The organism is Sandarakinorhabdus sp. FBCC-B8862 (genome assembly GCF_059745315.1).
Genome location: NZ_CM185574.1, coordinates 79,955 through 105,744, shown reverse-complemented (window position 1 = coordinate 105,744; position 25,790 = coordinate 79,955). Strand labels below are relative to the sequence as shown.

At 67.0% G+C, this 25,790-nt stretch carries 26 protein-coding genes; 13 read left to right on the top strand and 13 right to left on the bottom strand.

Annotated features, from left to right (window positions below; all coding sequences use genetic code 11):
• Window positions 1–2 precede the first annotated feature (2 nt).
• The gene (locus AC6BOR_RS00590) at window positions 3–329 is read right to left on the bottom strand and encodes a DMT family transporter (RefSeq protein ID WP_498059310.1); all 327 of its coding nucleotides are present in this window, start codon (window positions 327–329) and stop codon (window positions 3–5) included.
• A gap of 110 nt (window positions 330–439) precedes the next feature.
• Between AC6BOR_RS00590 and ppa the strand changes: the two genes are divergently transcribed.
• On the top strand, window positions 440–1,021 hold the full coding sequence (gene ppa / locus AC6BOR_RS00585; RefSeq protein WP_498059309.1) for an inorganic diphosphatase: 582 nt from the start codon (window positions 440–442) through the stop codon (window positions 1,019–1,021).
• A gap of 325 nt (window positions 1,022–1,346) precedes the next feature.
• Here ppa and AC6BOR_RS00580 read toward each other — a convergent pair whose 3' ends face one another.
• The 6 genes from AC6BOR_RS00580 to ispG are packed head-to-tail and all read right to left on the bottom strand — an operon-like array spanning window position 1,347 to window position 5,037.
• Complete coding sequence (locus AC6BOR_RS00580) at window positions 1,347–2,747, bottom strand: NAD(P)-binding protein (RefSeq protein WP_498059308.1); 1,401 nt, start codon at window positions 2,745–2,747, stop codon at window positions 1,347–1,349.
• The gene (locus tag AC6BOR_RS00575; RefSeq protein WP_498059307.1) at window positions 2,744–3,217 is read right to left on the bottom strand and encodes a GNAT family N-acetyltransferase; all 474 of its coding nucleotides are present in this window, start codon (window positions 3,215–3,217) and stop codon (window positions 2,744–2,746) included. The genes AC6BOR_RS00580 and AC6BOR_RS00575 overlap by 4 nt, the downstream gene beginning before the upstream one ends.
• Window positions 3,218–3,264: 47 nt before the next feature.
• The gene (locus AC6BOR_RS00570; RefSeq protein WP_498059306.1) at window positions 3,265–3,426 is read right to left on the bottom strand and encodes a hypothetical protein; all 162 of its coding nucleotides are present in this window, start codon (window positions 3,424–3,426) and stop codon (window positions 3,265–3,267) included.
• Complete coding sequence (locus tag AC6BOR_RS00565; protein ID WP_498059305.1) at window positions 3,410–3,574, bottom strand: hypothetical protein; 165 nt, start codon at window positions 3,572–3,574, stop codon at window positions 3,410–3,412. The genes AC6BOR_RS00570 and AC6BOR_RS00565 overlap by 17 nt, the downstream gene beginning before the upstream one ends.
• On the bottom strand, window positions 3,571–3,900 hold the full coding sequence (locus AC6BOR_RS00560) for a hypothetical protein (protein ID WP_498059304.1): 330 nt from the start codon (window positions 3,898–3,900) through the stop codon (window positions 3,571–3,573). Before AC6BOR_RS00560 ends, AC6BOR_RS00565 begins: the two co-directional genes overlap by 4 nt.
• Window positions 3,901–3,906: 6 nt before the next feature.
• Window positions 3,907–5,037: a flavodoxin-dependent (E)-4-hydroxy-3-methylbut-2-enyl-diphosphate synthase gene (gene ispG / locus AC6BOR_RS00555; protein ID WP_094472376.1), complete on the bottom strand. Its 1,131-nt coding sequence runs from the start codon at window positions 5,035–5,037 to the stop codon at window positions 3,907–3,909.
• 102 nt (window positions 5,038–5,139) lie between these two features.
• On the opposite strand from ispG, the gene AC6BOR_RS00550 reads away from it, so the two are divergent.
• Together AC6BOR_RS00550 and AC6BOR_RS00545 are read left to right on the top strand one after the other, a co-directional pair.
• On the top strand, window positions 5,140–5,964 hold the full coding sequence (locus AC6BOR_RS00550; protein WP_498059303.1) for an NUDIX hydrolase: 825 nt from the start codon (window positions 5,140–5,142) through the stop codon (window positions 5,962–5,964).
• A gap of 54 nt (window positions 5,965–6,018) precedes the next feature.
• Entirely contained in the window at window positions 6,019–6,306 is a 288-nt protein-coding gene (locus AC6BOR_RS00545) for an EF-hand domain-containing protein (RefSeq protein WP_498059302.1), read from the top strand.
• A 91-nt stretch (window positions 6,307–6,397) separates the two neighbouring features.
• Here the strand turns inward: AC6BOR_RS00545 and AC6BOR_RS00540 are convergent, their stop codons facing one another.
• Entirely contained in the window at window positions 6,398–7,945 is a 1,548-nt protein-coding gene (locus AC6BOR_RS00540; RefSeq protein ID WP_498059301.1) for an acyl-CoA carboxylase subunit beta, read from the bottom strand.
• A 330-nt stretch (window positions 7,946–8,275) separates the two neighbouring features.
• Here AC6BOR_RS00540 and AC6BOR_RS00535 point away from each other — a divergent pair, with 330 nt between their 5' ends.
• From AC6BOR_RS00535 to AC6BOR_RS00515, 5 genes are all read left to right on the top strand, one after another.
• Window positions 8,276–8,986 carry a helix-turn-helix domain-containing protein gene (locus AC6BOR_RS00535; RefSeq protein WP_498059300.1) on the top strand — a complete coding sequence of 237 codons (711 nt, stop codon included), beginning with the start codon at window positions 8,276–8,278 and terminating at the stop codon, window positions 8,984–8,986.
• An 81-nt stretch (window positions 8,987–9,067) separates the two neighbouring features.
• Entirely contained in the window at window positions 9,068–9,424 is a 357-nt protein-coding gene (locus AC6BOR_RS00530) for a hypothetical protein (RefSeq protein ID WP_498059299.1), read from the top strand.
• 79 nt (window positions 9,425–9,503) lie between these two features.
• Complete coding sequence (locus AC6BOR_RS00525) at window positions 9,504–9,911, top strand: hypothetical protein (protein WP_498059298.1); 408 nt, start codon at window positions 9,504–9,506, stop codon at window positions 9,909–9,911.
• A gap of 190 nt (window positions 9,912–10,101) precedes the next feature.
• A complete protein-coding gene (gene uvrA, locus AC6BOR_RS00520; protein ID WP_498059297.1) occupies window positions 10,102–13,062 on the top strand; it encodes an excinuclease ABC subunit UvrA in 2,961 nt (986 codons plus the stop codon).
• Between the two features lie 34 nt (window positions 13,063–13,096).
• Window positions 13,097–14,131, top strand: a complete 1,035-nt coding sequence (locus AC6BOR_RS00515) for an alpha/beta hydrolase (RefSeq protein ID WP_498059296.1) — start codon at window positions 13,097–13,099, stop codon at window positions 14,129–14,131.
• 63 nt (window positions 14,132–14,194) lie between these two features.
• Here AC6BOR_RS00515 and ndk read toward each other — a convergent pair whose 3' ends face one another.
• Together ndk and AC6BOR_RS00505 are read right to left on the bottom strand one after the other, a co-directional pair.
• Complete coding sequence (ndk, locus tag AC6BOR_RS00510) at window positions 14,195–14,617, bottom strand: nucleoside-diphosphate kinase (RefSeq protein WP_498059295.1); 423 nt, start codon at window positions 14,615–14,617, stop codon at window positions 14,195–14,197.
• A 204-nt stretch (window positions 14,618–14,821) separates the two neighbouring features.
• A complete protein-coding gene (locus AC6BOR_RS00505; RefSeq protein WP_498059294.1) occupies window positions 14,822–16,300 on the bottom strand; it encodes a leucyl aminopeptidase in 1,479 nt (492 codons plus the stop codon).
• 116 nt (window positions 16,301–16,416) lie between these two features.
• Here AC6BOR_RS00505 and AC6BOR_RS00500 point away from each other — a divergent pair, with 116 nt between their 5' ends.
• The 5 genes from AC6BOR_RS00500 to AC6BOR_RS00480 all read left to right on the top strand — a co-directional run bounded on the left by AC6BOR_RS00500 (window position 16,417) and on the right by AC6BOR_RS00480 (window position 22,554).
• Entirely contained in the window at window positions 16,417–18,714 is a 2,298-nt protein-coding gene (locus AC6BOR_RS00500) for an LPS-assembly protein LptD (protein ID WP_498059293.1), read from the top strand.
• Between the two features lie 167 nt (window positions 18,715–18,881).
• Entirely contained in the window at window positions 18,882–20,240 is a 1,359-nt protein-coding gene (locus AC6BOR_RS00495; RefSeq protein ID WP_498059292.1) for a peptidylprolyl isomerase, read from the top strand.
• The gene (gene pdxA, locus AC6BOR_RS00490; protein WP_498059291.1) at window positions 20,240–21,238 is read left to right on the top strand and encodes a 4-hydroxythreonine-4-phosphate dehydrogenase PdxA; all 999 of its coding nucleotides are present in this window, start codon (window positions 20,240–20,242) and stop codon (window positions 21,236–21,238) included. Before AC6BOR_RS00495 ends, pdxA begins: the two co-directional genes overlap by 1 nt.
• 3 nt (window positions 21,239–21,241) lie before the next feature.
• A complete protein-coding gene (gene rsmA, locus AC6BOR_RS00485; RefSeq protein WP_498059290.1) occupies window positions 21,242–22,063 on the top strand; it encodes a 16S rRNA (adenine(1518)-N(6)/adenine(1519)-N(6))-dimethyltransferase RsmA in 822 nt (273 codons plus the stop codon).
• Between the two features lie 32 nt (window positions 22,064–22,095).
• Window positions 22,096–22,554, top strand: a complete 459-nt coding sequence (locus AC6BOR_RS00480; protein WP_498059289.1) for a GNAT family N-acetyltransferase — start codon at window positions 22,096–22,098, stop codon at window positions 22,552–22,554.
• Between the two features lie 6 nt (window positions 22,555–22,560).
• Here AC6BOR_RS00480 and AC6BOR_RS00475 read toward each other — a convergent pair whose 3' ends face one another.
• The 3 genes from AC6BOR_RS00475 to guaB are packed head-to-tail and all read right to left on the bottom strand — an operon-like array spanning window position 22,561 to window position 25,694.
• Window positions 22,561–23,049, bottom strand: a complete 489-nt coding sequence (locus AC6BOR_RS00475) for a tetratricopeptide repeat protein (protein WP_498059288.1) — start codon at window positions 23,047–23,049, stop codon at window positions 22,561–22,563.
• A 12-nt stretch (window positions 23,050–23,061) separates the two neighbouring features.
• Window positions 23,062–24,207 carry an RsmB/NOP family class I SAM-dependent RNA methyltransferase gene (locus AC6BOR_RS00470; RefSeq protein WP_498059287.1) on the bottom strand — a complete coding sequence of 382 codons (1,146 nt, stop codon included), beginning with the start codon at window positions 24,205–24,207 and terminating at the stop codon, window positions 23,062–23,064.
• On the bottom strand, window positions 24,204–25,694 hold the full coding sequence (gene guaB / locus AC6BOR_RS00465; RefSeq protein ID WP_094474050.1) for an IMP dehydrogenase: 1,491 nt from the start codon (window positions 25,692–25,694) through the stop codon (window positions 24,204–24,206). The genes AC6BOR_RS00470 and guaB overlap by 4 nt, the downstream gene beginning before the upstream one ends.
• Between the last annotated feature and the right edge of the window lie 96 nt (window positions 25,695–25,790).

The following is a 25,790-nucleotide window of genomic DNA, read 5'->3' as shown; positions in this document are numbered from 1 at the left end:
ACTTAGCCCAGTGCCTTCAGGCCGGCGATGCAGGCGATCAGGGTGATGAGCAGCAGGGCGCGGGCGAGGCTCAATGGTTCGGCGTAGAAGGCGATGCCGATAAGCGCGGTGGCGCCGGCGCCGATGCCGGCCCACACGGCATAGGCGGTGCCCATCGGGATATGGCGGCCGGCCAGCGCCAACAGGCCCATGGAGGCGGTGACGGCGACGAGGAAGCCGGCGAGCGCCACCAGGTTGCGGCCGCCATCGATGTGGCGCAGCGCGGTGGTGAAGCCGGCTTCGCACAGGCCGCCGGCCAGCAATGCCACCCAGGCCCAGTTTGCGTTCATTTTCCTGCCCTCCGCCCAAAGTCCCATCGTCCGCGTCATTTGGACCGTGGACAATATTGCCGCAGCCCCGTAACCCGCCCTCAAACCGAACAACAGGAGTTTTCAGAGCGATGCGTATCGATGCGATCCCGATTGGCGTGAACCCGCCGCATGATGTCAACGTGATCATCGAATGCCCGCTGGGCGGCGAGCCGGTGAAATATGAGCTGGACAAGGCATCGGGCGCACTGTTCATCGATCGCATCCTGCACACGCCGATGCGTTATCCGTGCAACTATGGCTTCATCCCGCACACGCTGGCCGATGATGGCGATCCCATCGATGCGCTGATCGTGGCGCGCACGCCGTTCATGCCGGGCTCCATCGCCCGCGTGCGGCCGGTGGGCGTGCTGATGATGGAAGATGATGGCGGCGGCGATGCCAAGCTGCTCTGCGTGTCGGTGAACAAGGTCTACCCTTATTATTCCGACGTCGAGGAATATAGCGATCTGCCCAAGATCGTGCTCGACCAGATCGAGCATTTTTTCACCCATTACAAGGATCTGGAGCCGGGCAAGTGGGTGAAGTGCTCGGGCTGGGAAGGCCGGGCCACGGCCGAGAAGCTGATCCTGGAATCGATCGAGCGCTATGAAGCCGAGAAGGCCGGCCGCCTGGCGGTGGAGCACAAGGAACACCCCGGCGCACCGCGCTGAGACGCGCGTTCCGGACGATGCGAAGGGCGGCCCCGGTGGCCGCCCTTTTCATGTTGGCCGGCGGCGTGATGAAATTTTCAAGGAACAGGCCGATTTTGCCATGGGGCGGTGGCTGTAGGACAGGCCGGTAGCCAAGCATCTGCAATTGTTCTGGAATTTCCACCGGTGTTTCGGTTTTGAGGCCCAACTGGCTGATTCGGCGGCATTTTGGCGTGGCAAAAGCGTGTGATTTGGTGCCCGCGTCTGGCGCTGCGGTGACCGCAGGCTGCGGGCTGGTGACCGCATATTGCGCGCGGGTGACCGCGCTTCTTGCGCGGGTGACGCCCTAAAGCAGCCGCTGCAGATTGGCCATGGCGGTCATGGCGGCGGGGCGCAGTTGCTGGAGGATGGCGATCTTGTCCGCCTCGTGCGGCTGCACATCGCGCATCACGGCGCCAAAGCCATCCAGCCGGCAATTGATGATCCACTGCATCAGGTCGCGGTGCTGGGACCAGGCGCCCTGGTTGAACAGGTTGACCAGTGCGGCGCGCGGGAAATCGGTGATGGCATCGGGCAGTGGCACCGCCATGGTGAGGGCATTCTGCGCCGCCTCCCCCTCCACATGGGCTTCCACCCAGGCGATGAGCGCGGCGCTGAACGCCGGTTGCGGCACGCGCACCATCTGCGGCACGATCTTGCCAGGCTGGAACACCGGCACCGGCGGCCGCCGCTCCACGGCCGAGGCGGTGCAATCGATGAACAATGTGCCCGGCGGCGTGGCGCGGCTGCCGCCGTCCAGCAGCATGCGGTCCGGCTCCAGCGCCTGCACCCGGCCCAGGCGGATCACATCGGTGATGCGCTGCAGTTCGCGCACTTCGGCGGTGGAGGCGATGGCATAGTGGAACATTTCCGGCCAATGATCGCGCGAAATGCGGTGCATGTAGCCGCAATCTTCCAGCCGGGCGAAGAGATCGGCGGCATCGCTGGCCGCGCCCAGCGCAGCCATGAACCTTAGCTGCCCGCCGATGGATTCTTCGAAAAAGGCCTGGCCGGGCTGCACGGCGCTGCGGTTGAAGAACCAGGAGGCGCGCGGCGCCACCCAGCTGATCATGTCGGGCGTGGCACCGGCGGCGAGCAGCCACAGGATCGTGTCCATCCCGGTCTTGCCGGCGCCGAGCACGACATAATGGCGCGGCATGGCATCGGGATTGCGCCAGAGGTGCGGCAGCTCCCCGGGCGGCACGATGCGCACGCCATCGGCGACGGCGAATTTGCGCGTGTGGGTGGCCGGCACGCTGGTGGCGAGATAGGTGGAATCGATGATCTTGCGGCCAATGCTGACCTGGGTTTCGGCGCCGCTGACCAGGTTGACGATGCGGCCATCGCCGACATGGTTGCTGAACGGCAGATAGCGCACGCGGCCGGTGGGCAGCAGCACCCGGTTCATCACCGTTTCGAAATAGGCGCTGACCTCCGCGCCCGAGGCCAGTTCATAAAGGCCGGCGTTGAGGCCTTGGGTGTCGATCTGGCCCGATCCCAGCGGCAGCGAGGCGACGCCATAAAAGGCCGAGGGCTGGTGCAGCGTCACGAAGCCATAGGCATCATTCCAGTGGCCGCCCGGCTTGGCGTGGCGATCGACGATGGTGATGGTGGCATCGGGCAGTTCGGTGAGCAGCGTATCGGCAAAGGCGAGGCCCATGGCGCCCGCGCCGATGAGCAGATAATCGCTGTGGTGCTGGCCGCTCATTGGCTGTTGGCCAGCGCGGTCAGCGCGTCCCCATCCACCCGCATCACCGTCCATTCGTCCATCGGCTTTGCCCCCAGCGCCTTGTAGAAACCGATGGCAGGCGTGTTCCAATCGAGCACGGACCATTCGAACCGGCCATAGCCGCGGGCGACCGCGATGCCGGCCAGATGCACCAGCAGCGCCTTGCCCAGCCCGGCGCCGCGCGCCGACGGCAAGACGAACAGATCTTCGAGATAGAGGCCGGGCTTGCCGGTCCAGGTCGAGAAGTTGGTGAAGAACAGCGCCAGGCCGACGGCCACGCCATCCTGCTCGGCCAGCACGCATTCGGCGGCGGGCTTGTCCCCGAACAGGGCGCGAGCGAGATCATCGTGGCTCGCCTTCACCGCATCCGGTTCCTTTTCATAGATCGCCAGTTCGACGATCAGCCGGTGGATGGCGGGAATATCAGACGGGGTGGCGGCGCGGATCATGATTGCCAGCCATGGCCGCGGTTGCGCCGGCTGGCAAGGCCGGGCGATCAGAAGCCGAGATAGACGCTGCCAATCCCGAACAGGAAGAACCCGACAAACAAGCCCAAGGCGAGCTTCATGTTGACATTCTTCATGACGACCTCCCCCGAATTGGTTACGAGATTGTCATGATGTTTGCGGCGGGGGCAGGTGTCAACGCGTCGCAGCACGGGTCCATATGGCAAGCCCCGCCATGGCCCAGGCCGCCAGCAGCGCCAGCAGGGCCTGCCGCCAATCGCCATCGATCAGCAGCACCAGCGCCGCCATCTTGGCCAGCCCCACGCCCAGCCAGAGCAGGCCGGCCAGGCCGCGCTTCACAACATGCGGCCCATGGCGCGGAACATCCACATCACGCTGAAGAAGGCGAGGCTGACGGAGGGGACGGCGAACAGCCAGTAGCGCGCGCCCCGGTCCACCCGATCAGGCAGCCACAGGCGCAGAAGGACGAAGGCGGTGGCAGCCGGGGCGGTGAGGCCGGCGAGCCAGGTCAGCCGGTCCGCGTCAAAGCCGAGGCCAATGGCTTCGAGCAGGACGACCAGCGCGCCAAGCCCGAAGCACCACATGGCGACGCGATAGCCATAGGCCACCGCCTGCTGGCGCACCGGTTCTTCCACCCGGCGCGGGCGGGGAGGTCCGCCGTGCATGGCGGCTTATTCCGCGGCGACGGCGGCGGCCGCAGCTTCGTTGGCGGCCTCGATCTCGGCGGCCTTGGCCTCCACCAGGCCGACGATATGCTCGAGCATCCGCTCATCATCGATCACATGATCGGAGATGCCGGAGAGGAACACGGCGTGGCGGCCGTTGCCGCCGCCGGTGAGGCCGATATCGGTTTCGCGGGCTTCGCCAGGGCCGTTGACGACGCAGCCGAGCACGGAGAGCGACAGCGGCGTGGTGATATGGGCGAGGCGGCGTTCCAGCGCGTCCACCGTCTTCACCACGTCAAAGCCCTGGCGGGCGCAGGACGGGCAGGAGACGATCTTGACGCCGCGGGCGCGGATGCCGAGCGATTTCAGGATGTGATAGCCAACCTTCACCTCCTCCACCGGATCGGCGGAGAGCGAGACGCGGATGGTGTCGCCAATGCCGGCCCACAGCAGCATGCCAAGGCCGATGGAGGATTTGACCGTGCCGCCCTGCAGGCCGCCGGCTTCGGTGATGCCCAGGTGCAGCGGATAATCGCAGACTTCGGCGAGGCCATTGTAGGCGGCGACGGCGAGGAACACGTCGCTGGCCTTAACGCTGATCTTGAATTCGTGGAAATCCTCGTCCTGCAGATATTTCATATGCTCGAGCGCGCTTTCGACCAGCGCTTCGGGGCAAGGCTCGCCATATTTTTCGAGCAGATGCTTTTCGAGGCTGCCGGCGTTGACGCCGATGCGGATGGCGCAGCCATTGGCCTTGGCGGCGTTGACCACTTCCTTCACACGGGCGCGGCTGCCGATGTTGCCGGGATTGATGCGCAGGCAGGCGGCGCCGCCATCGGCGGCTTCGAGCGCGCGCTTGTAGTGGAAATGGATGTCGGCCACGATCGGCACGCGGGCGGCGCGGGTGATCTGGCGGAAGGCGGCGGTGGCTTCCGGCGTGGGGCAGGAGACGCGGATGATATCGGCGCCCACCTCTTCACAGGCGCGGATCTGATCGATGGTTGCGGCCGCATCTTCGGTGGGGGTGTTGGTCATGGTCTGCACGGCGATGGGGGCATCGCCGCCCACCGGCACCTTGCCCACCATGATCTGCCGGCTCTTGCGACGGGTGATGTCGCGCCACGGACGCACGCTCATGCCACTTGGCTCCCTTGACTGGTTCGCCCTGCCCGGCGCGAATTTCGCCCTGCCCGATAGCACAGGGATGCGCCCGCGCAAGACGCGGCATAACATGGCAGCATGACCGATTTTCATCTGCCGCCTGAAAACCCTGCCGCCATTCCCGCCGCCACCGTGATCCTGGCCCGCGAAGGGCCGGGCGGCATTCCCGAGTTTCTGCTGGTGCAGCGCGGCGAGCAGCTGGCCTTTGCCGGCGGCGCGCTGGTGTTTCCCGGCGGGCGGGTGGATGCCAGCGACATCCACATTGCCCGCAACCCACAACTGGCCCTGGGCTTTGACGGCCTGAGCGATGTGGACGCGGCCGCGCGCGTGACCTGCGCGCGTGAGGCGCTGGAGGAAACCGGCGTGCTGTTGACCGACGGGCCGCATCCGGACGAGGCGGCCCTGGCCTATGCCCGCAGCCTGCTCGCCGCCGGGCCGGATGAGGCGGAGGCGGTGGGCTTTGCCGGCATGCTGGGGGCGATGGCGCACAAGGTGGATGCGGCGCGCTTCCTGCCGTTCGCGCGCTGGGAGCCGCCGGCCGCCGCCGCCATTGCCCGGCGCTTTGACACGCGATTCTATCTGGCGGATGCCGGGCGCAGCGCCAACGCGACGATCACGCCCGACGGGTTCGAGGCCAAGGCGCTGCGCTGGACGACGGCGGCCGCGGCGCTGGCCGATTATGATGCCGGGCGCGCCGCCATGGTGTTTCCCACCTGGTGCAACATGCACCGGCTGGCGCAATATCAATCATTGATAGGGCTGTTTGACCGCGTGGGCGCCCTGCCCGCACCCTATGTGCAGCCACAGTTTGTGACCATCGATGGCGAGCCGTGGCTGACCATCCCCGAAGGCATTGACTATCCGGTGACGCGGGACCGGGTGGCGAGCTTGCGGCGGGAGTGAGCGGGGGATTTGGCCGGGCCGCCCGTTGAGACGATAGAGATAGAGGAGACCAACATGCGCCTGTTGCCCCTGATTGCCCTGCTGGCCGCGGCACCCGCCCTGGCCCAGACGCCGCCGGCCTCGCCGCCGCCCGCCGCGCCGGCCTCGCCACGCGAACGGCTGATGGCGGCCGATGCCAACAAGGATGGCAAGTGGAGCAAGGAAGAGTGGCTGGCCGCCGGCCGCCGCGAGATGGGCTTCAACATGCTGGACGGCGACAAGGATGGCTTTGTCACCCAGCCGGAGTTGATGGAGGGCATGAAGCGCATGCGGACGATGGGGATGACACCGCCGCCGCAGTGAGGGCGGCGCCCCTCCGCCTCGCGATGCTCGGCACCTCCCCAAACAAGTTTGGGGAGGATTTGTTCTTGCCGCACATATGGTCAGGCAGCCTCTAGGGCCTGAGGCCCCTGCCCTTGGTGCCGGGTTTCAGTGCGCGCTGGGCGAGGTTGGCGAACTGGCAGAGTTCGGCGCGGGTCTGGCGCGGGTCGATGATGGCTTCGACGCCATATTTTTCAGCGGTGCGGAACGGCGAGCGCACGCGTTCCAGCCGTTCGCGGATCTCGGCCAGCTTGGCGGCGGGGTCTTCGGCAGCTTCGAGTTCGGCCCGGTAGGCAGCCTCCAGCCCGCCGGCGATGGGCAGGCTGCCCCAATCGCCCGAGGGCCAGGCCATGCGCCAGCGGAAGCGATCGGCGGGTGCGTGGCCGCTGCCGGCCATGCCATAGGCCTTGCGCAACACCACGCAGGCCCAGGGTACGGACGATTGATATATGGCGGCCAAGGCCCTGGAACCCCAGCGGATTGTCGCCTCCTCCTCGGCGCGGCGGCCGATCAGGAAGCCGGGATTATCGACCAGCTGCACCAGCGGCAGGTGGAAAGTGTCGGCCAGATCGACCATGCGTTCGACCTTGCGGGCAGTGGCCGCGGTCCACAGGCCGCCGAGGCATTCCGGGTTGGAGGCGATGACGGCGACCGGCCAGCCATCCAGCCGGGCCAGGCCCGTGACGACGCCGGTGCCCCACTCGCGACCGATCTCGAACCAGCTGCCCTTGTCAACAATCGCCTCCACGATGGGGCGCACCGGATAGAGCCGGCGCGGATCGCGGGGGACGGCGCCGACCAGCCACTCCTCGGCGCGGGTGACGGGATCATGGCAAGGGGCGCGGGCCGGCAACTCATCGACCGAGGACGGCAGATAGGACAGGAACCAGCGGGTGCGCAGAAACGCCTCGGCCTCGCTGGCGACACGATCATCAACGGCACCATTGCCGGCATGGATGGCGGCGGCGCCCAGTTCCTCCTTGGTGCGTTTTTCCCCGGCAGCGGCGACCACCGGCGGGCCGGCGACAAACATCTGGGCCATGCCATCGACCAGCAGCGAATAATGCGCCATCACCATACGCCCGGCGCCCAGCCCGGCGACGGCGCCCAGGCCCATGGCCACGACCGGCACGCGCGCCAGATTGGCGGTCATATGCTCCCACCCCGGGATTTCGGGGATATAGGTGTAGCCGGCGCTTTCCAGCGTGCGCACGCTGCCGCCACCGCCGGTGCCTTCGATCATGCGGATCAGCGGCAGGCCATATTCGCTGGCCAGCCGTTCGGCATCGGACAATTTGCGGTGCAGGCTGGCATCGGCGGCGCCGCCGCGCACGGTGAAATCATCGGCGGTGGCGACCACTGGCCGGCCGGCGATGGTGGCCCGGCCAAAGAGGAAGTTGGCTGGTTGAAACGCCGTCATCGCGCCATCGCCATCATAGCTGGCAAAGCCGGCCAGCGCGCCAATCTCGCGGAAGCTGCCGGCATCGACCAGCGCCGCCAAGCGTTCGCGGGCGTTCAGCCGGCCCTGGTCGCGTTGGCGGGCCAGCTTGTCGGGCCCGCCCATGGCGCGTGCCAGTTGTTCGCGCCGCTGCAGTTCCGCGATTTCGTCGTCCCAGCTCATCCTGCCTCCATGCCCGCCACCATCGTGGCAGGCCGCCTGGCGCGGCAAAAGCCGCAAAAGCCGCGAGGTGCGTGAATAGTTCGTGGCAGGGGCCAGCAGCTGTCAGGATTGGTTTCGGATTCGTTAGGATTTTGCCCGCTATGTGTCATCTCGCCACCCGATCCACCTTGGTTAACACTTGTGTTCACGGCCACAACGGTGGATAAGTGTGGCTGGGGTAGCTGGTGGTCGCATGGGGTCGCGATGTTGAGTGGAACCTTGAGTCATGAATATGGACGCGGCAGCGCACTTGCGCTTGACTTTCGCGCGTCCAGACCAATGTGTCCTACTGTGACAACACGGCCAGACTCGCAACCAGCGGTGAATCACCGGCTGGCCACGCTCAGCGATGCAGAGCGCGATTGCCTGCGCCTGGTCTATGCCCACCTCACCTCCAAGGATATCGCGCGCGAACTGGGCATTTCCCACCACACAGTGGACATGCGGTTGCGCACCGCCATCCGCAAACTGGGTGTTTCCAACCGCACCGAAGCGGCGATGCTGCTGCATGCCCATGAAGTGGAATCGGGCGTTATCAATGATTTGGCTGTCTCAAGCGCATATCAGCCATTGATATACCAAGCGTCGGAGATTGCGGCGGCAGCGGATTCGGCGATGTTTGGGGCACCGGCTTCTGCGGAGATCGGTGCAGCATCCTCCCGTTCCAGCGACCCCAATCTGCTCGAACAAGGATCCCTCGCACGGACGCTGCCTCCTCCGCACAGGCTGGATGTTGGTCCGCCTGGTGGAATCCTCGCTCACCCCGGTGCACTGACAGGCAAGACGGCCCAAGGGCCGACGTTTGCAACGGACAGGCCGGGCATTGCAGCCCCCGACCCTGGCATTGATGCCCGGCCTTTCCTGAACACGCGTCCCTGGGGCCAACGAAATGATCTGGCGATCGGCCACCGACTCGGGTGGATGTTGTTCATCGCCCTTGCGTCCGCGCTCACGTTTGGCGGTGTTCTTGCCGCCCTGGCCGCGCTCAAGACGCTGATTTAGCCCTTCCGGACGGTCGTCGTCCGGAAGGACGACCCACCAACCGGCCGCCCCCCGGCGCGCCGCAACCGGAAGGATATTGCCATGCTGAAGGAACGCCGTTTCGCCGCCAACAAGATCGCCGAGCAGCTGTTTGCCGCCGAGGCCGCCATCGACGCCGCTGTTGCCGCCGTTGCCCAGCTGACCGCAGTGATGCCGATGGCGCGCCAGGAAGCCAATCTTTCCGCCTGCATCGGCCAGGACGCGCTGATGAACGCCATGCAGACCTGCCAGCAGCTGGTCGAAGCCCGCGCCCGCATCATCGCCACCCATGCCTCGCTGCGCGCCGCGCAGACCCAGGTTGGCCTGGGCGCCGTGAACTTCAACGGCACCTGCCCGCCGGAAGAAGCCGCGCTGACCGAAACCGGCCCGGCCCGCCGCCACCTCACCGTCGCTGCCTGAGGCAGCACCCCTCGCCCAAGCATGGCCGCCTGGTGGATGATGTCATTCGCCGGGCCGCCATACCAACAGGGAGGCGTTGATGTTTGCATTGATGGGTATTCTGGCGCTGGTGGCGGCCTGCTACCTCGCCTTTCGCTACGGCGGCTGGGACGAGCAAGTCACGGCGTCTGCCTTCGTTGTCGCCACGATCGTGTCGCGCATCGTCCAGACCAATTACAAGCACACCGAAACCGGCGTGCTGTGGGTGGACATGGCGCTGCTGGCCGGGCTGCTCGTGCTGGCGCTGCGGTCTGACCGCTTCTGGCCGATGTGGGCCGCCGCGTTCCAGTTTGTCGGCACGCTGGTGCATGTCGGCAGCATGACCGAGACCGGTGACTTCGCCTGGGCCTATGCGGTTGGCCTCGTCTTCTGGTCCTATCCGGTGATGGCGGCGCTGATGGCCGGCACTTGGCTGGAAGGCCGCAGCCGACGGATGCTGGGCCTGTAACAGGCTGAAATCCTTGGCACCTATCAGTCATTGATAGGGCTTCACATGGCAGGGCCGCTCCGGTTGTTCCGGAGCGGCCTTCCGCCGTTGCGACAAGCCTGCGCTTGCCCGGCGCGGGCCCTGCGCCTACGCCGCGATGTGAGATCTGCGCTGGGTTGCGCGCAGTGAACAGATGTGGAACATTGCCAAGATGCTGAACCAGATCCAGGTGCGCGGCGCGCGGGAACATAATCTGAAGGGGGTGGATGTCGATCTGCCCAAGAACGCGCTCACCGTGATCACCGGCCTGTCGGGTTCGGGCAAATCCTCCCTCGCCTTTGATACCATCTACGCCGAAGGCCAGCGCCGCTATGTGGAATCGCTGTCCGCCTATGCGCGCCAGTTCCTGGAGATGATGTCCAAGCCCGATGTGGACCATATCGAGGGCCTGTCCCCGGCGATCAGCATCGAGCAGAAGACGACATCGAAGAACCCACGCTCCACCGTCGCCACCGTGACGGAAATCTATGATTACATGCGCCTGCTTTGGGCGCGCGTGGGCGTGCCCTACAGCCCGGCGACCGGCCTGCCGATCACCGCGCAGACGGTGAGCCAGATGGTGGACCGGGTGATGGCGCTGGCCGAGGGCACCCGGCTTTACCTGCTCGCCCCCATCGTGCGCGGCCGCAAGGGCGAGTATCGCAAGGAGCTGGCGCAGCTGCAGAAGGATGGCTTCACCCGCGTGAAGATCGACGGCGCCTTTTACGCCATCGAGGAGGCGCCGGCGCTCGACAAGAAATACAAGCACGACATTGATGTGGTGGTGGACCGGCTGGCGGTGAAGGAGGGGCTGGAATCCCGGCTCGCCGAAAGTTTCGAGACCGCGCTGAAACTGGCCGAGGGGCTGGCGATTGTCGAGATTCTCCCCTCCCCTTCAGGGGAGGGGTCGGGGGTGGGGAAGGCTGACGCCCGTGCCAACGTCCCCACCCCTGGCCCCTCCCCTGAAGGGGAGGGGAATCGCATCCTCTTCTCCGAGAAATTCGCCTGCCCGGTTTCGGGCTTCACCATTTCGGAGATCGAACCGCGGCTGTTCAGCTTCAACGCCCCACAGGGCGCCTGCCCGGCCTGTGATGGCCTGGGCGAGAAGCTGCATTTCGATCCCGAGCTGATCGTGCCCAACCATGCGCTGACCCTGGAAAAGGGTGCGGTGGCGCCATGGGCCAAATCCAACCCGCCCTCGCCCTATTATCTGCAGGTGCTGGCCAGCGTGGGCCGCGCCTATGGCTTCACGCTGAAGCAGAAATGGGCAGACCTGTCGGAGGCGGCGCGCCATGCCATCCTGCATGGCACCGGCGGCAAGGCGATTGCGCTGCGTTTTGAAGACGGGCGCAAGGCCTATGAGGTGATGAAGCCGTTTGAAGGCGTCATCAAGAATCTCGAAAAGCGGCTGAACACCGAAAGTGCCTGGATGCGCGAGGAGCTGGAGCGTTACCAGTCCCCTTCCCCTTGCGAGGCATGCAACGGCGACCGGCTGCGGCCGGAGGCGTTGAGCGTGAAGGTGGCCGGCGAAACCATTGCGACGGCGGTGCGGCGACCGGTGGGCCAGGCGCTGGCCTGGGCGCGTGGCGTCGCCGATCACCTCACCCCCAAGCAGCGCGCCATCGGTGACCGCATATTGAAGGAAATCGTCGAGCGGCTGGGCTTCCTCGACAATGTCGGCCTCGATTATCTCAACCTCGACCGCAAATCCGGCACGCTGTCGGGCGGGGAGTCGCAGCGCATCCGGTTGGCCAGCCAGATCGGTTCCGGCCTGTCGGGGGTGCTCTATGTGCTGGACGAGCCCTCCATCGGCCTGCACCAACGCGACAATGACCGGCTGCTGGCGACGCTGAAGCGGCTGCGGGATCTCGGCAACACCGTGCTGGTGGTGGAGCATGACGAGGATGCCATCCGGCTGGCCGATCATATCGTCGACATGGGGCCGGGCGCCGGCGTGCATGGCGGCAAGGTGGTGGCGGCCGGCACGCTGGCCGACATATTGGCCACCGAAGGCAGCATCACCGGCGATTATCTGTCGGGCCGGCGCGCCATTCCGGTGCCGGCCATGCGCCGCAAGGGTTCAGGCAAGAAGCTGACGGTGAAGAACGCCCGCGGCAACAACCTGACCGGGGTGACGGCCAGCATTCCGCTGGGCACCTTCACCTGCATCACCGGGGTTTCGGGCAGCGGCAAGTCCACCTTCACCATCGACACTTTGTTCAACGCCGCCGCGCGCGAGCTGAACGGTGCGCGGGTGCTCGCGGCGCCGCACGACGGGCTGGACGGGCTCAGCCATCTCGACAAGGTGATCGACATCGACCAGTCACCGATCGGCCGCACGCCGCGATCCAACCCGGCCACCTACACCGGCTGTTTCACCAACATCCGCGACTGGTTTGCCGGCCTGCCGGAATCCCAGGCGCGCGGCTACAAGCCCGGCCGCTTCAGCTTCAACGTGAAGGGCGGGCGCTGCGAGGCCTGCCAGGGCGACGGCGTGCTGAAGATCGAGATGCACTTCCTGCCCGATGTCTATGTGACCTGCGATGTGTGCCACGGTGCCCGCTACAACCGCGAAACGCTGGAGGTAAAATTCAAGGGCAAGAGCATCGCCGACGTGCTGGACATGACGATCGAGGACGGCGTGGAGTTTTTCAAGGCGGTGCCACCGATCCGCGAGAAGCTTGCCATGCTGCTCGAAGTCGGCCTTGGCTATGTGAAGATTGGCCAGCAGGCCACCACCCTGTCGGGCGGCGAGGCGCAGCGCGTGAAGCTGGCCAAGGAACTCTCCCGCCGCGCCACCGGCAACACGCTCTATATCCTTGATGAACCAACCACCGGCCTGCACTTCGAAGATGTGCGCAAGCTGCTGGAAGTGCTGCACGCGCTGGTGGACCAGGGCAACAGCGTGGTGGTGATCGAGCACAACCTGGATGTGATCAAGACGGCCGATCACATCATCGATCTGGGCCCCGACGGCGGCGACAAGGGCGGCCAGGTGGTGGTGACCGGCACCCCCGAAGCCGTGGCGGCGTGCGAGGGTAGCTGGACCGGCAAATATCTGGCACCACTGTTGGCAGCGGCACCGCGGGTGGAGGCGGCACCGGTGAAGAAGGGGCGCAAGGCCAAGGGGTGAGATTGGCCGGCGCGGTTTGAAACGGGGCAAACCGATGCAGCATGATTTCAACCGGCGACAATTGCTGGCTGCTGTTGGCGGTGCCGGGCTGCTGCTTGGCAGCGGTGCGCGGGCTGGCACCGACCCGTTGCTGCTGGTGGACCCGGAATTGCGGGCGGCAGCGATGGCATCGGCCCGCAACGCCGCGCGTACCAGCCCGCCACCCAACCGCCCACCGCCGCCGAACCCGGTGCCCCTGCCCCCGACGGCACCGCAGCCGGTGATCAGGACCGTGCCCGGCCCGCCTGGCGGCCCGGATGTGCGGGTGATGATCATCGACGGTTCCCCCCTGCAGCGCGGCAAGCCGGTTTACCTGTATATGCATGGCGGCGGCTTCATCGGTGGCCGCTTCGATCAGAATCTGCAGCGGCTGCAGGTGCGCGCGCGGGATAGTGGCTGCATGTTGGTGTCCGTCGATTATCGGCTGGCGCCGGCCACCCGCTTCCCGGGCGCCCTTGAAGATAATTATGCCGTGTTGCGCTGGCTGCACCGCGAGGCGGACGCGCTTGGCATTGATCGGGCCCGGATCGCGGTTGGCGGTGACAGCGCCGGCGGTGGCCATGCGGCGATGCTGGCCATCGCTGCCCGTGATCGCGGCGAGTTCCCGATTGCCTTCCAATTGCTGGTCTATCCGATGCTGGACGACCGCACCGGATCAGGCACGCCGGTGCCGCCGCACATTGGCACCTATGTCTGGACGGTGGACGCGAACCGCAATGGCTGGAGCGCCCTGCTGGGCCAACCGCCGGGCCTGCCGACGGTGCCGCCGGGATCGGTGCCGGGCCGGGTTGAAGATCTCGCCGGTTTGCCGCCGGCCTTCATCGCGGTTGGCGGTCTCGACCTGTTTGTCGAGGAAGATATTGCCTATGCCCGGCGTCTGAACGCCGCGGGTGTGCCGGTGGAATTGCTGGTGGTGCCGGGGGCCTATCATGCCTTCATCAACATCGTGCCGGGCGCCCGGGTGAGCCGGCAGTTCAATGCCGCCATCATCGCGGCGCTGCGGCGCGGTCTGGGCGTGACCACGCCCTGAAGTAGGCAACGAAAAAGGGCCGCAACTTGCGCTGCGGCCCTCGATCGTTCGACCTGGGTCGGCTTAGCCGACGATTTCGCATGCCGAGAAGAAATAGGCGATTTCGATCGCGGCGTTCTCGTCGCTGTCCGAACCGTGGACGGTGTTGGCTTCGATCGATTCGGCCAGTTCCTTGCGGATGGTGCCGGCATCGGCGTTGGCCGGGTTGGTGGCGCCCATCACCTTGCGATAGGCCGGAACGGCGTCTTCGCCTTCCAGCACCTGCACCACGACCGGGCCGGAGATCATGAACTGCACCAGTTCACCGAAGAAGCCACGCTCGCGGTGGACGGCGTAGAAGCCTTCGGCCTGGGCCTGGGTCAGCTGCAGGCGCTTCTGCGCGACGATGCGCAGGCCGGCGGCTTCGATCATCGCATTCACCTTGCCGGTGATGTTGCGACGGGTGGCGTCGGGCTTGATGATCGAGAAGGTGCGGGTGATGGCCATGAGAAAAGTCCACTCGGTTGATAGGGGAAACGGATGCGCGGCCCCCTACAGGGCGAGGCGGGAAATGGCAAGGGTGGGACGGCAATGATCCGCCTCCGCTGGGGGCGGTGCCCGCAGGGCGGAGGGGGCGCATGTGTATCGGCGTGCCCGCCCCCTCCGTCAGCCTTCGGCTGCCACCTCCCCCAAAGGGGGAGGATCGGGCTGTCAGGCTTCGAAATTGTCGGCGATGAACCGGTCGAGCAGGCGCACGCCATAGCCGGTGGCGCCCTTGTCGTGGACCGCGCCGGGCTTGTTCGACCAGACGGTGCCGGCGACATCGAGATGGGCCCATTTCACGCCGGGCTTCAGGAAGCGGGCGAGGAACTGGGCCGCGCTGATCGAGCCGCCTTCGCGCGGGCCGACATTCTTCATGTCGGCCACGTCGCTGTCGATCAGCTTGTCATAGGCATCGCCGATCGGCATCCGCCAGAGCTTCTCACCCACGGCCGCGCCGGCGCTGCGCAGCTGTTCGGCGAGGCCATCATCGTTGCAGAACATGCCGGCATGTTCGTGGCCGAGGCTGATGATGATCGCACCGGTGAGCGTCGCCAGATCGACGACGATTTCCGGCTCGAACGTCTCCTGCGCCCACCACATGGCATCACACAGCACCAGCCGGCCTTCGGCATCGGTGTTGATCACCTCAACCGTCTGCCCGTTCATGGTGGTGACGACGTCGCCGGGGCGCTGGGCATTGCCGTCGGGCATGTTCTCAACCAGGCCCACCACCCCGATGACATGCGCCTTGGCCTTGCGGGCAGCGAGCGCGTGCATCGCGCCCGTCACGGCCCCTGCCCCACCCATGTCCCACTTCATGTCTTCCATGCCGGCCGCCGGCTTCAGGCTGATGCCGCCGGTGTCGAACGTCACGCCCTTGCCGACGAACACCACCGGCTTCACGTCATCGCGACCAGTGCCGTTCCAGCGCATGGCCAGCAGGCGCGCCGGCCGCACCGAACCCTGCGCCACGCCCAGCAGCGCGCCCATGCCCAGCCGCTTCATTTCGGCATCATCGAGCACGATCAGCTCGACACCCAGGCCGGCCAGATCCAGCGCCTTTTCAACAAAGCTTTCGGGATAGAGGATGTTGGGCGGCTCGCTGACCAGCGTGCGGGTGCGGGCGACGCCGCCGGCAATCGCCGCCAGCCGGGCATGCGGGCCGGCGGCATCGGCGGCGCCAATGACGGCCAGATGGGTCAGGCTGGGCTTCTGCTTGTCTTTCAGGCGGGTGCGATAGGGGTTGAACTGCCAGCTGCGCAGCTGGGCGCCGTGGGCGAGATGCGCGGCCTGTTCGGCCGTGAGCACGCCGGTCACATCCACATTGGCCTGGGTTTCGCCACTGGTCAGCAGCCGGGCGGTGATGGCGCCGCCAATGCGCTCGGCGGTCAGCGCGTCCAGCTTGTCGGCCGGGCCGGTGCCGACCAGCAGCAGGCGGTGGCACTCAAGGCCAGCGGGGGCCAGCAGTTCGACGATGGCGCCAGCCTCCCCTTCAAACCGGGCGGCCTTTGCCGCCCGCGCCAGTGCACCGCCGGTGGCGGCATCCAGCGCCGCAGCCGGGCCGGCAAGACCATCGCCGGGGCCGGCCAGCACCACCAGCGGGTGGGCGGCATCGGCAATGGCGGGCAGGAACGACACGGCAAGCATCAGAACATCCTTTCGATTCGGCAGATGCTTCAAATAGGGCGGGATGCGCCCGAACCCAAGCAGATGGTTGCAGGGAGATGGTTGCAGGCTCGGGGCGGCCCGGCTAATCCACCCGGGTGACCCTGCTCTGCCACCCGTTCCCGCGCCGCGCGCTGTGCCTTGCCGGCGTGGCGCTGGCGATGTTGCTGCCAGAGGCCGCGCAGGCGCAGCGCATGAACCCGGCGCTGTGGGGCAATCCCGAACCGCGCAACGCCGATCCGGATGCGCCGGTGCGCAAATCCGCCCTGCCCGCCGCCGGCGACATGGTCGATTTCGAAGCCGATCAGATGAGCTATGACGAGGCCGCCCGGCTGGTGACGGCGCAGGGGCGGGTGCGCGTGTCGCGCGATGGCTATGCGCTGGTCGCCGATCGGGTGGAATATCGCCGCGGCGCCGATGGTGATGCCGGCGAGGTGATCGCCATCGGCAATGTCTCGATCACCGATCCGGCCGGCAACCAGGCGCTGGGCGACCGGATCACCCTTACCGACAGTCTGAAGGATGGCGCCATCGCCAACATGCTGCTGGTGCTGAACGATGGCGGCCGGCTGGGCGCGCGCGGCGCCACCCGCAATGATGGCAATTACACGCTGGATCACGCCGCCTATTCGCCCTGCGCGGTGGTGAACAGCGAGGGCTGTCCGCAGGTGCCGGTGTGGAAGATCAAGGCGGTGAAGATCAGCTATGATCAGCGGCGCCACCGCATTTCCTATCGCGATGCCAGCCTGGAAATGTTTGGCGTGCCGGTGTTCTACCTGCCGCGCCTGTCACACCCGGATGGCGATGCGCCGCGGGCGGGCGGCCTGTTGGTGCCGGCGATTGAAATCCAGCGCCAGTTGGGCCTTGGCGTGTCGGCGCCGATCCATTTCGCCTTCGGGCCGGATCATGATCTCACGCTCACGCCCTGGCTCTACACCGCCACCAACCCGGCGCTGGCGTTCCAGGCCCGGCGGCTGTTGGCTGATGGCCCGATCCAGGTCGATGGCATGGTCACCGTGTCGCGCCGCTTCGATCTGGCGCCCAATGGCACCACCGAGATCGACATGGGGGAGCGGTTCCGCGGTTATCTGGGCATCAAGGGCCGGCTGCAGCACAACCGGCTGTGGCGGTCGGTGTTCTCGCTGCGGCTGACCAGCGACGACACGTTCAACCGCCGCTATGGCCTCGGCTTTGATGACACGCTGCGCTCAAGCTATGCGCTGGAACGCATCACCGATGAAAGCTGGCTGTCGATCTCGGCCTGGTATTTCCAGGGCCTGCGCGCCAGCGACCGTGCCGGCGAAAGCCCGCTGGTGCTGCCGCTGATCGATTATGACTGGCGGCCCGATTGGCAATTTGCCGGCGGCCGCTTCCGGCTGGGCGCCAACAGCACGAGCATCATCCGCGCCAGCGGGCAGGACATGTATCGCGCCCTGGGCTGGGCCCGCTGGGATCGCAGCCTGTTGACCACGCTGGGCCAGCGCGTGGCCTTCACCGGCCTGGTGCGCGGCGATCTTTATGATGTGCGCAATGCGGCGCTCGCCACCTTCCCGGCCTATGCCGGCCGCGATGGCTGGCGCGGACGCGGCCTGGCGCTGGCGGCAGTGGATATCAGCTGGCCCTTTGCCGGGCCGGCCTTTGGCGGGGACCAGTCGATCACGCCGCGCCTGCAGCTGATCGCGGCACCCAAGGTGCGCAACCTGGGCTTCCCCAACGAGGATGCCCGCGCCTTTGAACTGGATGATGTCAGCCTGTTCGATCTGAACCGCGCGCCGGGGCTGGACCGGTTCGAAAGCGGCAGCCGGGTTACCTATGGCGCGGAATATAGCGTCAACCGGCCGGGGTTCCAGCTGCAGGCCGAATTGGGGCAATCCGTGCGGCTCAGCGGGGACGGCAGTGAATTTTCCGCCGGCACCGGGTACCAGGGCCGCCTGTCGGACGTGGTGGGCCGCGTGGCGCTGAAATTCGGCCGCCTGATCGAGCTGACCCACCGCTTCCGGCTCGACAAGGACAATCTGGCCGTGCGCCGCAACGAGATTGACCTGACCGTCGGCGGCCGGCGCACCTATGTTTCGGCGGCCTATATCAGGCTCAACCGCAACGTCACGCTGGAGGATCTGGAAGACCGGCAGGAACTGCGGCTGGCCGGGCGCGTGGCCTTTGCCCGATACTGGACGCTGTTTGGCAACGGCATCATCGATCTCACCACCAAGGCCGACAATCCGCTGGCCACCGGCAATGGCTTCCGCGGCATCCGGCACCGCTTTGGCCTGGAATATGAGGATGAATGTTTCCGCTTTGGTGTTGGCTGGCGGCGCGATTATGTGGGGGACCGCGATTTCCGGCCCGGCAACGCATTCCAGATCAGCATCGCGTTCAAGACACTTGGCCGGTAAACCGGCCGGGGCAAAACCCTTGGCCGGTGATCCGGCATTGGTCAGCCGGCCCGTCTGATCTTTATTTCACCTTTGGTTCAGCCCAGCGAAGGCACAGCGGGCAAGATGGTGCTTTCCCCCCGGCGCAGCCATGCGCTAAGGCGAATGCAGTTCTTCGGAGTGTCGGAATGCGGTTTCAGTTGATCAAGCGCCACATCCTTGCCCTGGCCCTGGCTGCCGCGTCGCCGCTGGCCACCGGCCTGGTGGTGGCGGACCGTGCCGATGCCCAATCGGCCGAGCGCAGTTTTTCCGCCGACGACCTGCCCGACATCGTGCTGCTCGGCAATGTCGATCCCGCCCTGCGCAAGGCCCAGGCCATCGTGAACGGCGATGTGATCACCGATACCGATATCGATCACCGGCTGGCGCTGGTGCTGGCGGCCAATGGCGGCCGCATCGATGAGGCCGAACGCCAGCGCCTGCGCCTGCAGATCGTGCGCAACCTGATCGATGAAAAGCTGCAGCTGCAGGAAGCCAGCGAGAACGACATCCGCATCCCGGAAGCCGAAGTGCAGCGCTCGTTCGATCGCATCGCCCAGAATTTCAAGCGCACGCCGGCCCAGTTCGAAGCCTATCTGGCGCAGAACGGATCATCGGCCAACAGCCTGAAATCGCAGATCCGCGCCGAAATGGCGTGGAGCCGCGTGCTGCGCCGCAAGGTGGAGCCGCTCGTCAACGTGGGCGATGATGAAGTGCAGGCCGTGGTGGACAAGCTGAATGCCGCCAAGGGCAAGGACGAATATCATGTTGGCGAGATTTTCCTGACCGCCACCACCGACAATCTCAATCAGGTGATGGAGGATGCCGCGCGCATCGTCGGCCAGGTGCGCGGCGGTGCCAGCTTTGTCGCCTATGCCCGCCAATTCTCCGAAAGCTCCAGCGCCGGCCTGGGCGGCGATCTGGGCTGGGTGCGCGCCGAACAGTTGAGCGATGCGCTGGCACCGGCGCTGGCCAGCCTGCAGCCCGGCCAGATCAGCGATCCCATCGCCGTGCCCGGCGGCGTTGCCATCATGTCGCTGATCGAAAAGCGCCAGGTGCTGGCCGCCGATCCGCTCATGGCCGTGCTCAGCCTGAAGCAGCTGACCATTCCGTTGAAGGCCAACACCACCGAGGAACAGGCCCGCGCCAAGGTGGCCGAAATCGGCGCGCTCACCCAGAAAATGGGCGGCTGCGGCGGGGTGGAGGCGCTGGCCAAGCAGGTGGGCGGCGATGTTGCCACCAACGACGCCATCCGCATGAAGGATCTGCCGCCGGCGCTGCAGAATATCCTGGGCCGCATGTCGATCGGGGAGGCCACACCGGCCTTTGGTTCGGCCGAGGAAGGCCTGCGCGTGCTGGTGCTGTGTGGCCGCGATGATAGCCAAGTGCAGGCCCGAGCCCCCAATTTCGATGAGATCTACAACCAGATGAACGAAGAGCGGGTGGGCATGCGCGCCCGCCGCTATCTGCGCGATCTGCGGCGCGACGCCATCGTCGATTATCGCTGATGGCCGATCCCGCCCCTTCGGCACCGCTGGCGGTTTCGCTCGGCGATCCGGCCGGGGTTGGCCCGGAAATCATCGCGGCCGCCTGGGAACGGCGTGACAGCGCGGGCCTGCCGCCGTTCCTCGCCATCGGCGATGCCCGTGCCCTGCGCGCGGTGTGGAGCGGGCCGATCGCGACGCTTTCCGATCCCAACCATGCCGCGTCCGCCTTTGCCGATGCGCTGCCGCTGATCCAGGTGGATGACCCGGGCGAGATCGTGCCCGGCCAGCCCAATCTGCCCGGCGCCCGCTGTGCGCTCGACAGCCTGGAACTGGCCTGCGGGCTGGCACGGCAGGGCATGGCATCGGCGCTGGTCACCGGGCCGGTGGCGAAATCGCAGCTGGCCGCCATCGGGTTCAGCTATCCGGGCCAAACCGAATTTGTTGCCGAACGCTGCGGCGTGGCCGCCAGCAATGCGGTGATGATGCTGGCCGGGCCGACCTTGCGTACCGTGCCGCTGACGGTGCACGTGCCGCTGGCCGAGGTGCCGCGGCTGATCACCAGCGATCTGATCCTGTGCCGGGCCCGCATCACCGCGCGCAGCCTGGCCCGCGATTTCGGCATCGAAGCGCCGCGCCTGGCCATTGCCGGCCTCAACCCCCATGCCGGCGAAAGCGGCACCATCGGGCGGGAGGAGATCGAGATCATCCGCCCGGCGATCGAGGCGCTGCGCGAGGAGGGCATTGACGTGATCGGCCCGCTGCCGGCCGACACGATGTTCCACGCCCATGCCCGCGCCCGATATGACGCGGCGCTGTGCATGTATCATGACCAGGCGCTGATCCCGCTGAAGGCGCTGCATTTCGATGATGGGGTCAACACCACGCTGGGCCTGCCGATCATCCGCACCTCGCCCGATCATGGCACCGCCTTTGACATTGCCGGCAAGGGCCTGGCCTCTCCCGGTGCGATGATCGCCGCCATCCGCATGGCGGCCGATTGCGCCGCCCGTCGCCGCTGACCGATGGCATTGGCCGACCTGCCCCCCCTGCGTGAGGTGATCGCGGCGCACGGGCTCAACGCCAAGAAATCGCTCGGCCAGAATTTCCTCACCGACACCAATCTGCTCGACCGGATTGCCCGGGTGCCCGGCGATCTGGCCGGCGCCCGTGTTTATGAAGTTGGCCCCGGCCCCGGCGGGCTGACCCGCGCGCTGCTCAGGGCCGGCGCGCATGTGGTGGCGGTGGAGCGGGATGACCGCGCGCTGCCGGCGCTGGCGGAACTCGCGGCCGCCGCCGATGGACGGCTGCAGGTGGTGGCCGGCGATGCCATGGCGGTGGACCCGGAAGCGCTGGCGGGCCCCGGCGCGCATATCGTGGCCAACCTGCCTTATAACATCGGCACCGCGCTGTTCACCGGCTGGCTTGACGGACCGCTATGGCCGCCGTGGTGGGCCAGCCTGACCCTGATGTTCCAGAAGGAGGTGGCGCAGCGCATCACCGCCCAGCCGGGCAGTGCCGCCTATGGCCGGCTTGCCGTGCTGGCGCAGTGGCGGTCCACGCCGCGGATTGCGCTCACCGTGCCGGCGCGGGCCTTTGTGCCAGCGCCCAAGGTCGAATCGGCGGTGGTGCACCTGGTGCCGGCCACACCGATGAGCAGTGCACAGCCGGCCAAGCTGGCCGCATTGACGGCTGCTGCCTTTGGCCAGCGCCGCAAGATGCTGCGTGCCAGCCTGAAGGGCCTGCCGGGCGCGCTGGAGGCGATGGAGGCCGAGGGCATCAAGCCCGAAGCCCGCGCCGAAACCGTGCCGGTGGCAGCCTTTGCCCGGGCGGCGGCGCGGCTGTAACCTTTTGGCACCGCAGCACGAAATTTCCGACCATGATCAGACCATTGCAAGCGGGCGACCTGGCCGCCGCCCGCGCCATCATCGACAGTGTCGGCCTGTTTCCCTCCGAAATGCTGGCCGACATGGCCGCCCCCTTCCTCGCCACGCCCACATCCGGCGAGATCTGGCTGGTGGCCGAGCGCGATGGCGTGAAGGGCCTGCTCTATGCCGCACCCGAACGCATGACGAGCGGAACCTGGAACAATCTGCTGCTGGCGGTTGCCGCCGATTGCCATGGCCAGGGCCTGGGGGCCGCGCTGTTGGCGCGGGTGGAGGCTGATTTGCGCGGCGCCGCCGCGCATCTGCTGCTGGTCGAAACGTCAGACCTGCCGGCGTTTGCCCGCACCCGCCGCTTCTATGCCCATGTCGGCTATCGCGAAACCGGCCGCATCGCCGATTTCTATCAGCCCGGCGAGGGCAAGGTGATCTTCACCAAATCGCTGGCCGGCTGAGTCGCCTCAATTCTGGGCCGGGGCGGCCTTGGGGGTGGCGGCGGCCGTCTGCTGCGCCGCCTTGCCGATCACGCCTTCCAGTCGCGCCGCCGCGCTGCAATCGGCCTTGCACAGCGCCTTGATGCGGGCGAGGTTGATCTGCGCCCGCGCCGTCGCGCCCCGCGCCACCAGCGCCCGGCCCTGCCCTTCCAGCGAGCCAATGTCGGACGGGTTGAGCGCGAGGGCCTCACGATAATATTTGACTGCCTTGCCCGGCAGACCGAGCTTTTCGTAGGCCGATGCAATGCCGGCAAAGGCGGTGACATTGCGCGGGTCCACCGCCAGCGCGGCCTCGAAACTGTCGATGGCGTCCTGCGCCTTGCCGGCGGCCAGTGCAGCCTGGCCGGCGGCGGCAAACTGGGTGGAGGCAGGCTTCAACTGGTCATCACGGCCCACCGCCGCTGCCGGGGCGGCCAAAACCAGGGCGAGGGAAAGCAGAGCAGAGCGCATCATCATGCCCTGCCAATATCAGAGCCGGGATGACTGTGCGATGAAAAAGCCGTCGCAGCCATCATCGGCGGGCGTCAGGACCCGGCTGGTCCACGGCGCCAGGCCCGGCGTGTCGGCCAGCTGCGCCTCGCCTTCCGCCGGCAGCAGCGAGCAGACGATGTAAACCAGCCGGCCACCGGGTTTGAGCAGCGCGGTGCCCAGCCGGATCAGCATGGCCTGTGTTGCCACCAGCCGGGCGAGCCGGTCCGGCGTCAGCCGCCAGCGGCTTTCCGGGTTGCGCCGCCAGGTGCCGCTGCCCGAACAGGGCGCATCGATCAGCACGGCATCGCAGGCGCCCAACAGATCGGCCAGGGCCTGCGCTTCGGCACCGGGGTTGAGCAGGCGGCTTTCCACCGCCGCGCCGGCCCGTTCGCTGCGCGGTGGCAATTGCTGCAGGCGGGCGCGATCGGTGTCGCAGGCGATCAGGCGCCCCTGCCCCATCATGTCCGCCGCCAGCGCCAGCGTCTTGCCCCCGGCCCCGGCGCACAGATCCACCACCGTCTCGCCGGGGCGCACCGCCAGCGCTGCTGCGGCGATCTGGCTGCCTTCGTCCTGCACCTCGATCCGGCCCTCGGCAAAGTCGGGCAGCGTCTCGACATTGGTGCCGGGTGGCAGGCGCACGCCATGGCGGGTGGAAGGCAGCGCGGCCCAATCGGGGTGGGCGGCAAGCACGTCATCCCGCCTTGCCTTCAGGCCATTCACCCGCACGTCGAGCGGGGCGCGTTCCAGCAGTGCCCGCGCCTGCCGTTCTGCATCATCACCAAAGCGTTCGATCAACATGCGCTCCAGCCAGGCCGGCGCCAGGCCGGTGCTGGCCGCCGGCTCGCCATGCACCAGCGGCGGCGGCGCGTGGCCGGCGGCACCGAACAGCGCCAGCAGGGCCGGATCATGGGCACGGGCATGGCCGATGACCGCGGCCCGGCCACTGACCGGCCGTTCGCCCAGCGATCGCACCACGGCGAACACCAGATCGCGCACCGCCCGCCGGTCCTTCGATCCGGCATAGCGCCGGGTGCTGAAATAGCGCTGGATGATGGTGTCGGCCGCAGCCCCGCCATCACGGGCAGCGGCAATCACCTGGTCCAGTATCTCGATGGCGGCCTGCAACCGCGCTGCCGGCGTCACCCGCCGGTCGGATAATTGGGGGCCTCACGGGTGATCGTCACGTCGTGCACGTGGCTTTCCTTCAGGCCAGCGTTGGTGATGCGGATGAACTCGGCCCGCTCCCGGAAATCGGCCAGCGTGGGCGAACCGGTATAACCCATGGCCGCCTTCACGCCGCCGACCAGCTGGTGCAGCACATTGGCGACCGGGCCCTTGTAGGGCACCTGGCCTTCGATGCCTTCCGGCACCAGCTTCAGCTGATCCTTGATGTCCTGCTGGAAATAACGGTCGGCACTGCCACGCGCCATCGCGCCGACGCTGCCCATGCCGCGATAGGCCTTGTAGGTGCGGCCCTGCCACAGGAAGGTCTCGCCCGGCGCTTCCTCGGTGCCGGCCAGCAGGCTGCCGACCATCACCGCGCTGGCGCCAGCGGCCAACGCCTTGGCAACATCGCCGCTGGTCCTGAGGCCGCCATCGGCGATCACCGGGATATTCTGTTTCCAGGCGGCTTCGGCGGTGTCCATCACCGCCGTCAGCTGCGGCACGCCCACCCCGGCGACCACGCGGGTGGTGCAGATGGAGCCGGGGCCGATGCCCACCTTGATGCCATCGGCGCCAGCGTCGATCAACGCCATGGCGGCCGATGCGGTGGCCACATTGCCGGCGATCACCTGGGCATTGTTGCTCAACTTCTTGATGCGGTTGACGGCCTCGGCCACGCGGTCGCTGTGGCCATGGGCGGTGTCCACCACGATCAGATCGCATTCGGCATCCAGCAGCGCTTCGGTGCGCTCGAACCCGGCATCGCCCACGGTGGTGGCGGCAGCGACGCGCAGGCGGCCGGCGGCATCCTTGGTGGCGTCGGGATGGTTCACCGCGCGCACGATATCCTTCATGGTGATGAGGCCGATGCAATGGCCGGCATCATCCACCACCAGCAGCTTTTCGATGCGGTGGCTGTGCAGCAGGCGGCGGGCTTCGGCTTCGGTCACGCCCTGGCGCACCGTCACCAGATTGTCCCGCGTCATCAGCTCGGCAATCGGCTGGCCATCATTTTCGGCAAAGCGCAGATCGCGGTTGGTGACGATGCCGACCAATTTCCCCGGCGCGCCATCGGGGCCAACCTTTTCCACCACCGGAAAGCCCGAAATGCCGTGGCTGGCCATCAGGGCGCGGGCATCGCCCAGCGTCTGATCCGGAGTCAGCGTCACCGGGTTCACCACCATGCCGCTTTCAAACCGCTTCACTTGCCGCACGGCCAGCGCCTGCTGCTCCACGGTGAGATTGCGGTGCAGCACGCCGAGGCCGCCCATCTGGGCCATGGCAATCGCCATGCTGCCTTCGGTCACCGTGTCCATCGCCGCCGACAGCATCGGGATGTTCAGCCGGATGCTGCGGGTGACGAAGGTTGAGGTGTCGGCCATGCTCGGCAGCACCGCCGACGCGGCCGGCACCAGCAGCACATCATCGAAGGTGAGGCCAAGGCGGGGTTCCGGACGAATGGGCATGAACGACTCCGTGGCGGGCGGGCTGCGAAAAAGGGTGCGCGTCTATAGGGGCAAGGCGCGCACATGAAAAGAGCGCGCCGCACGATGGCGTGCGGC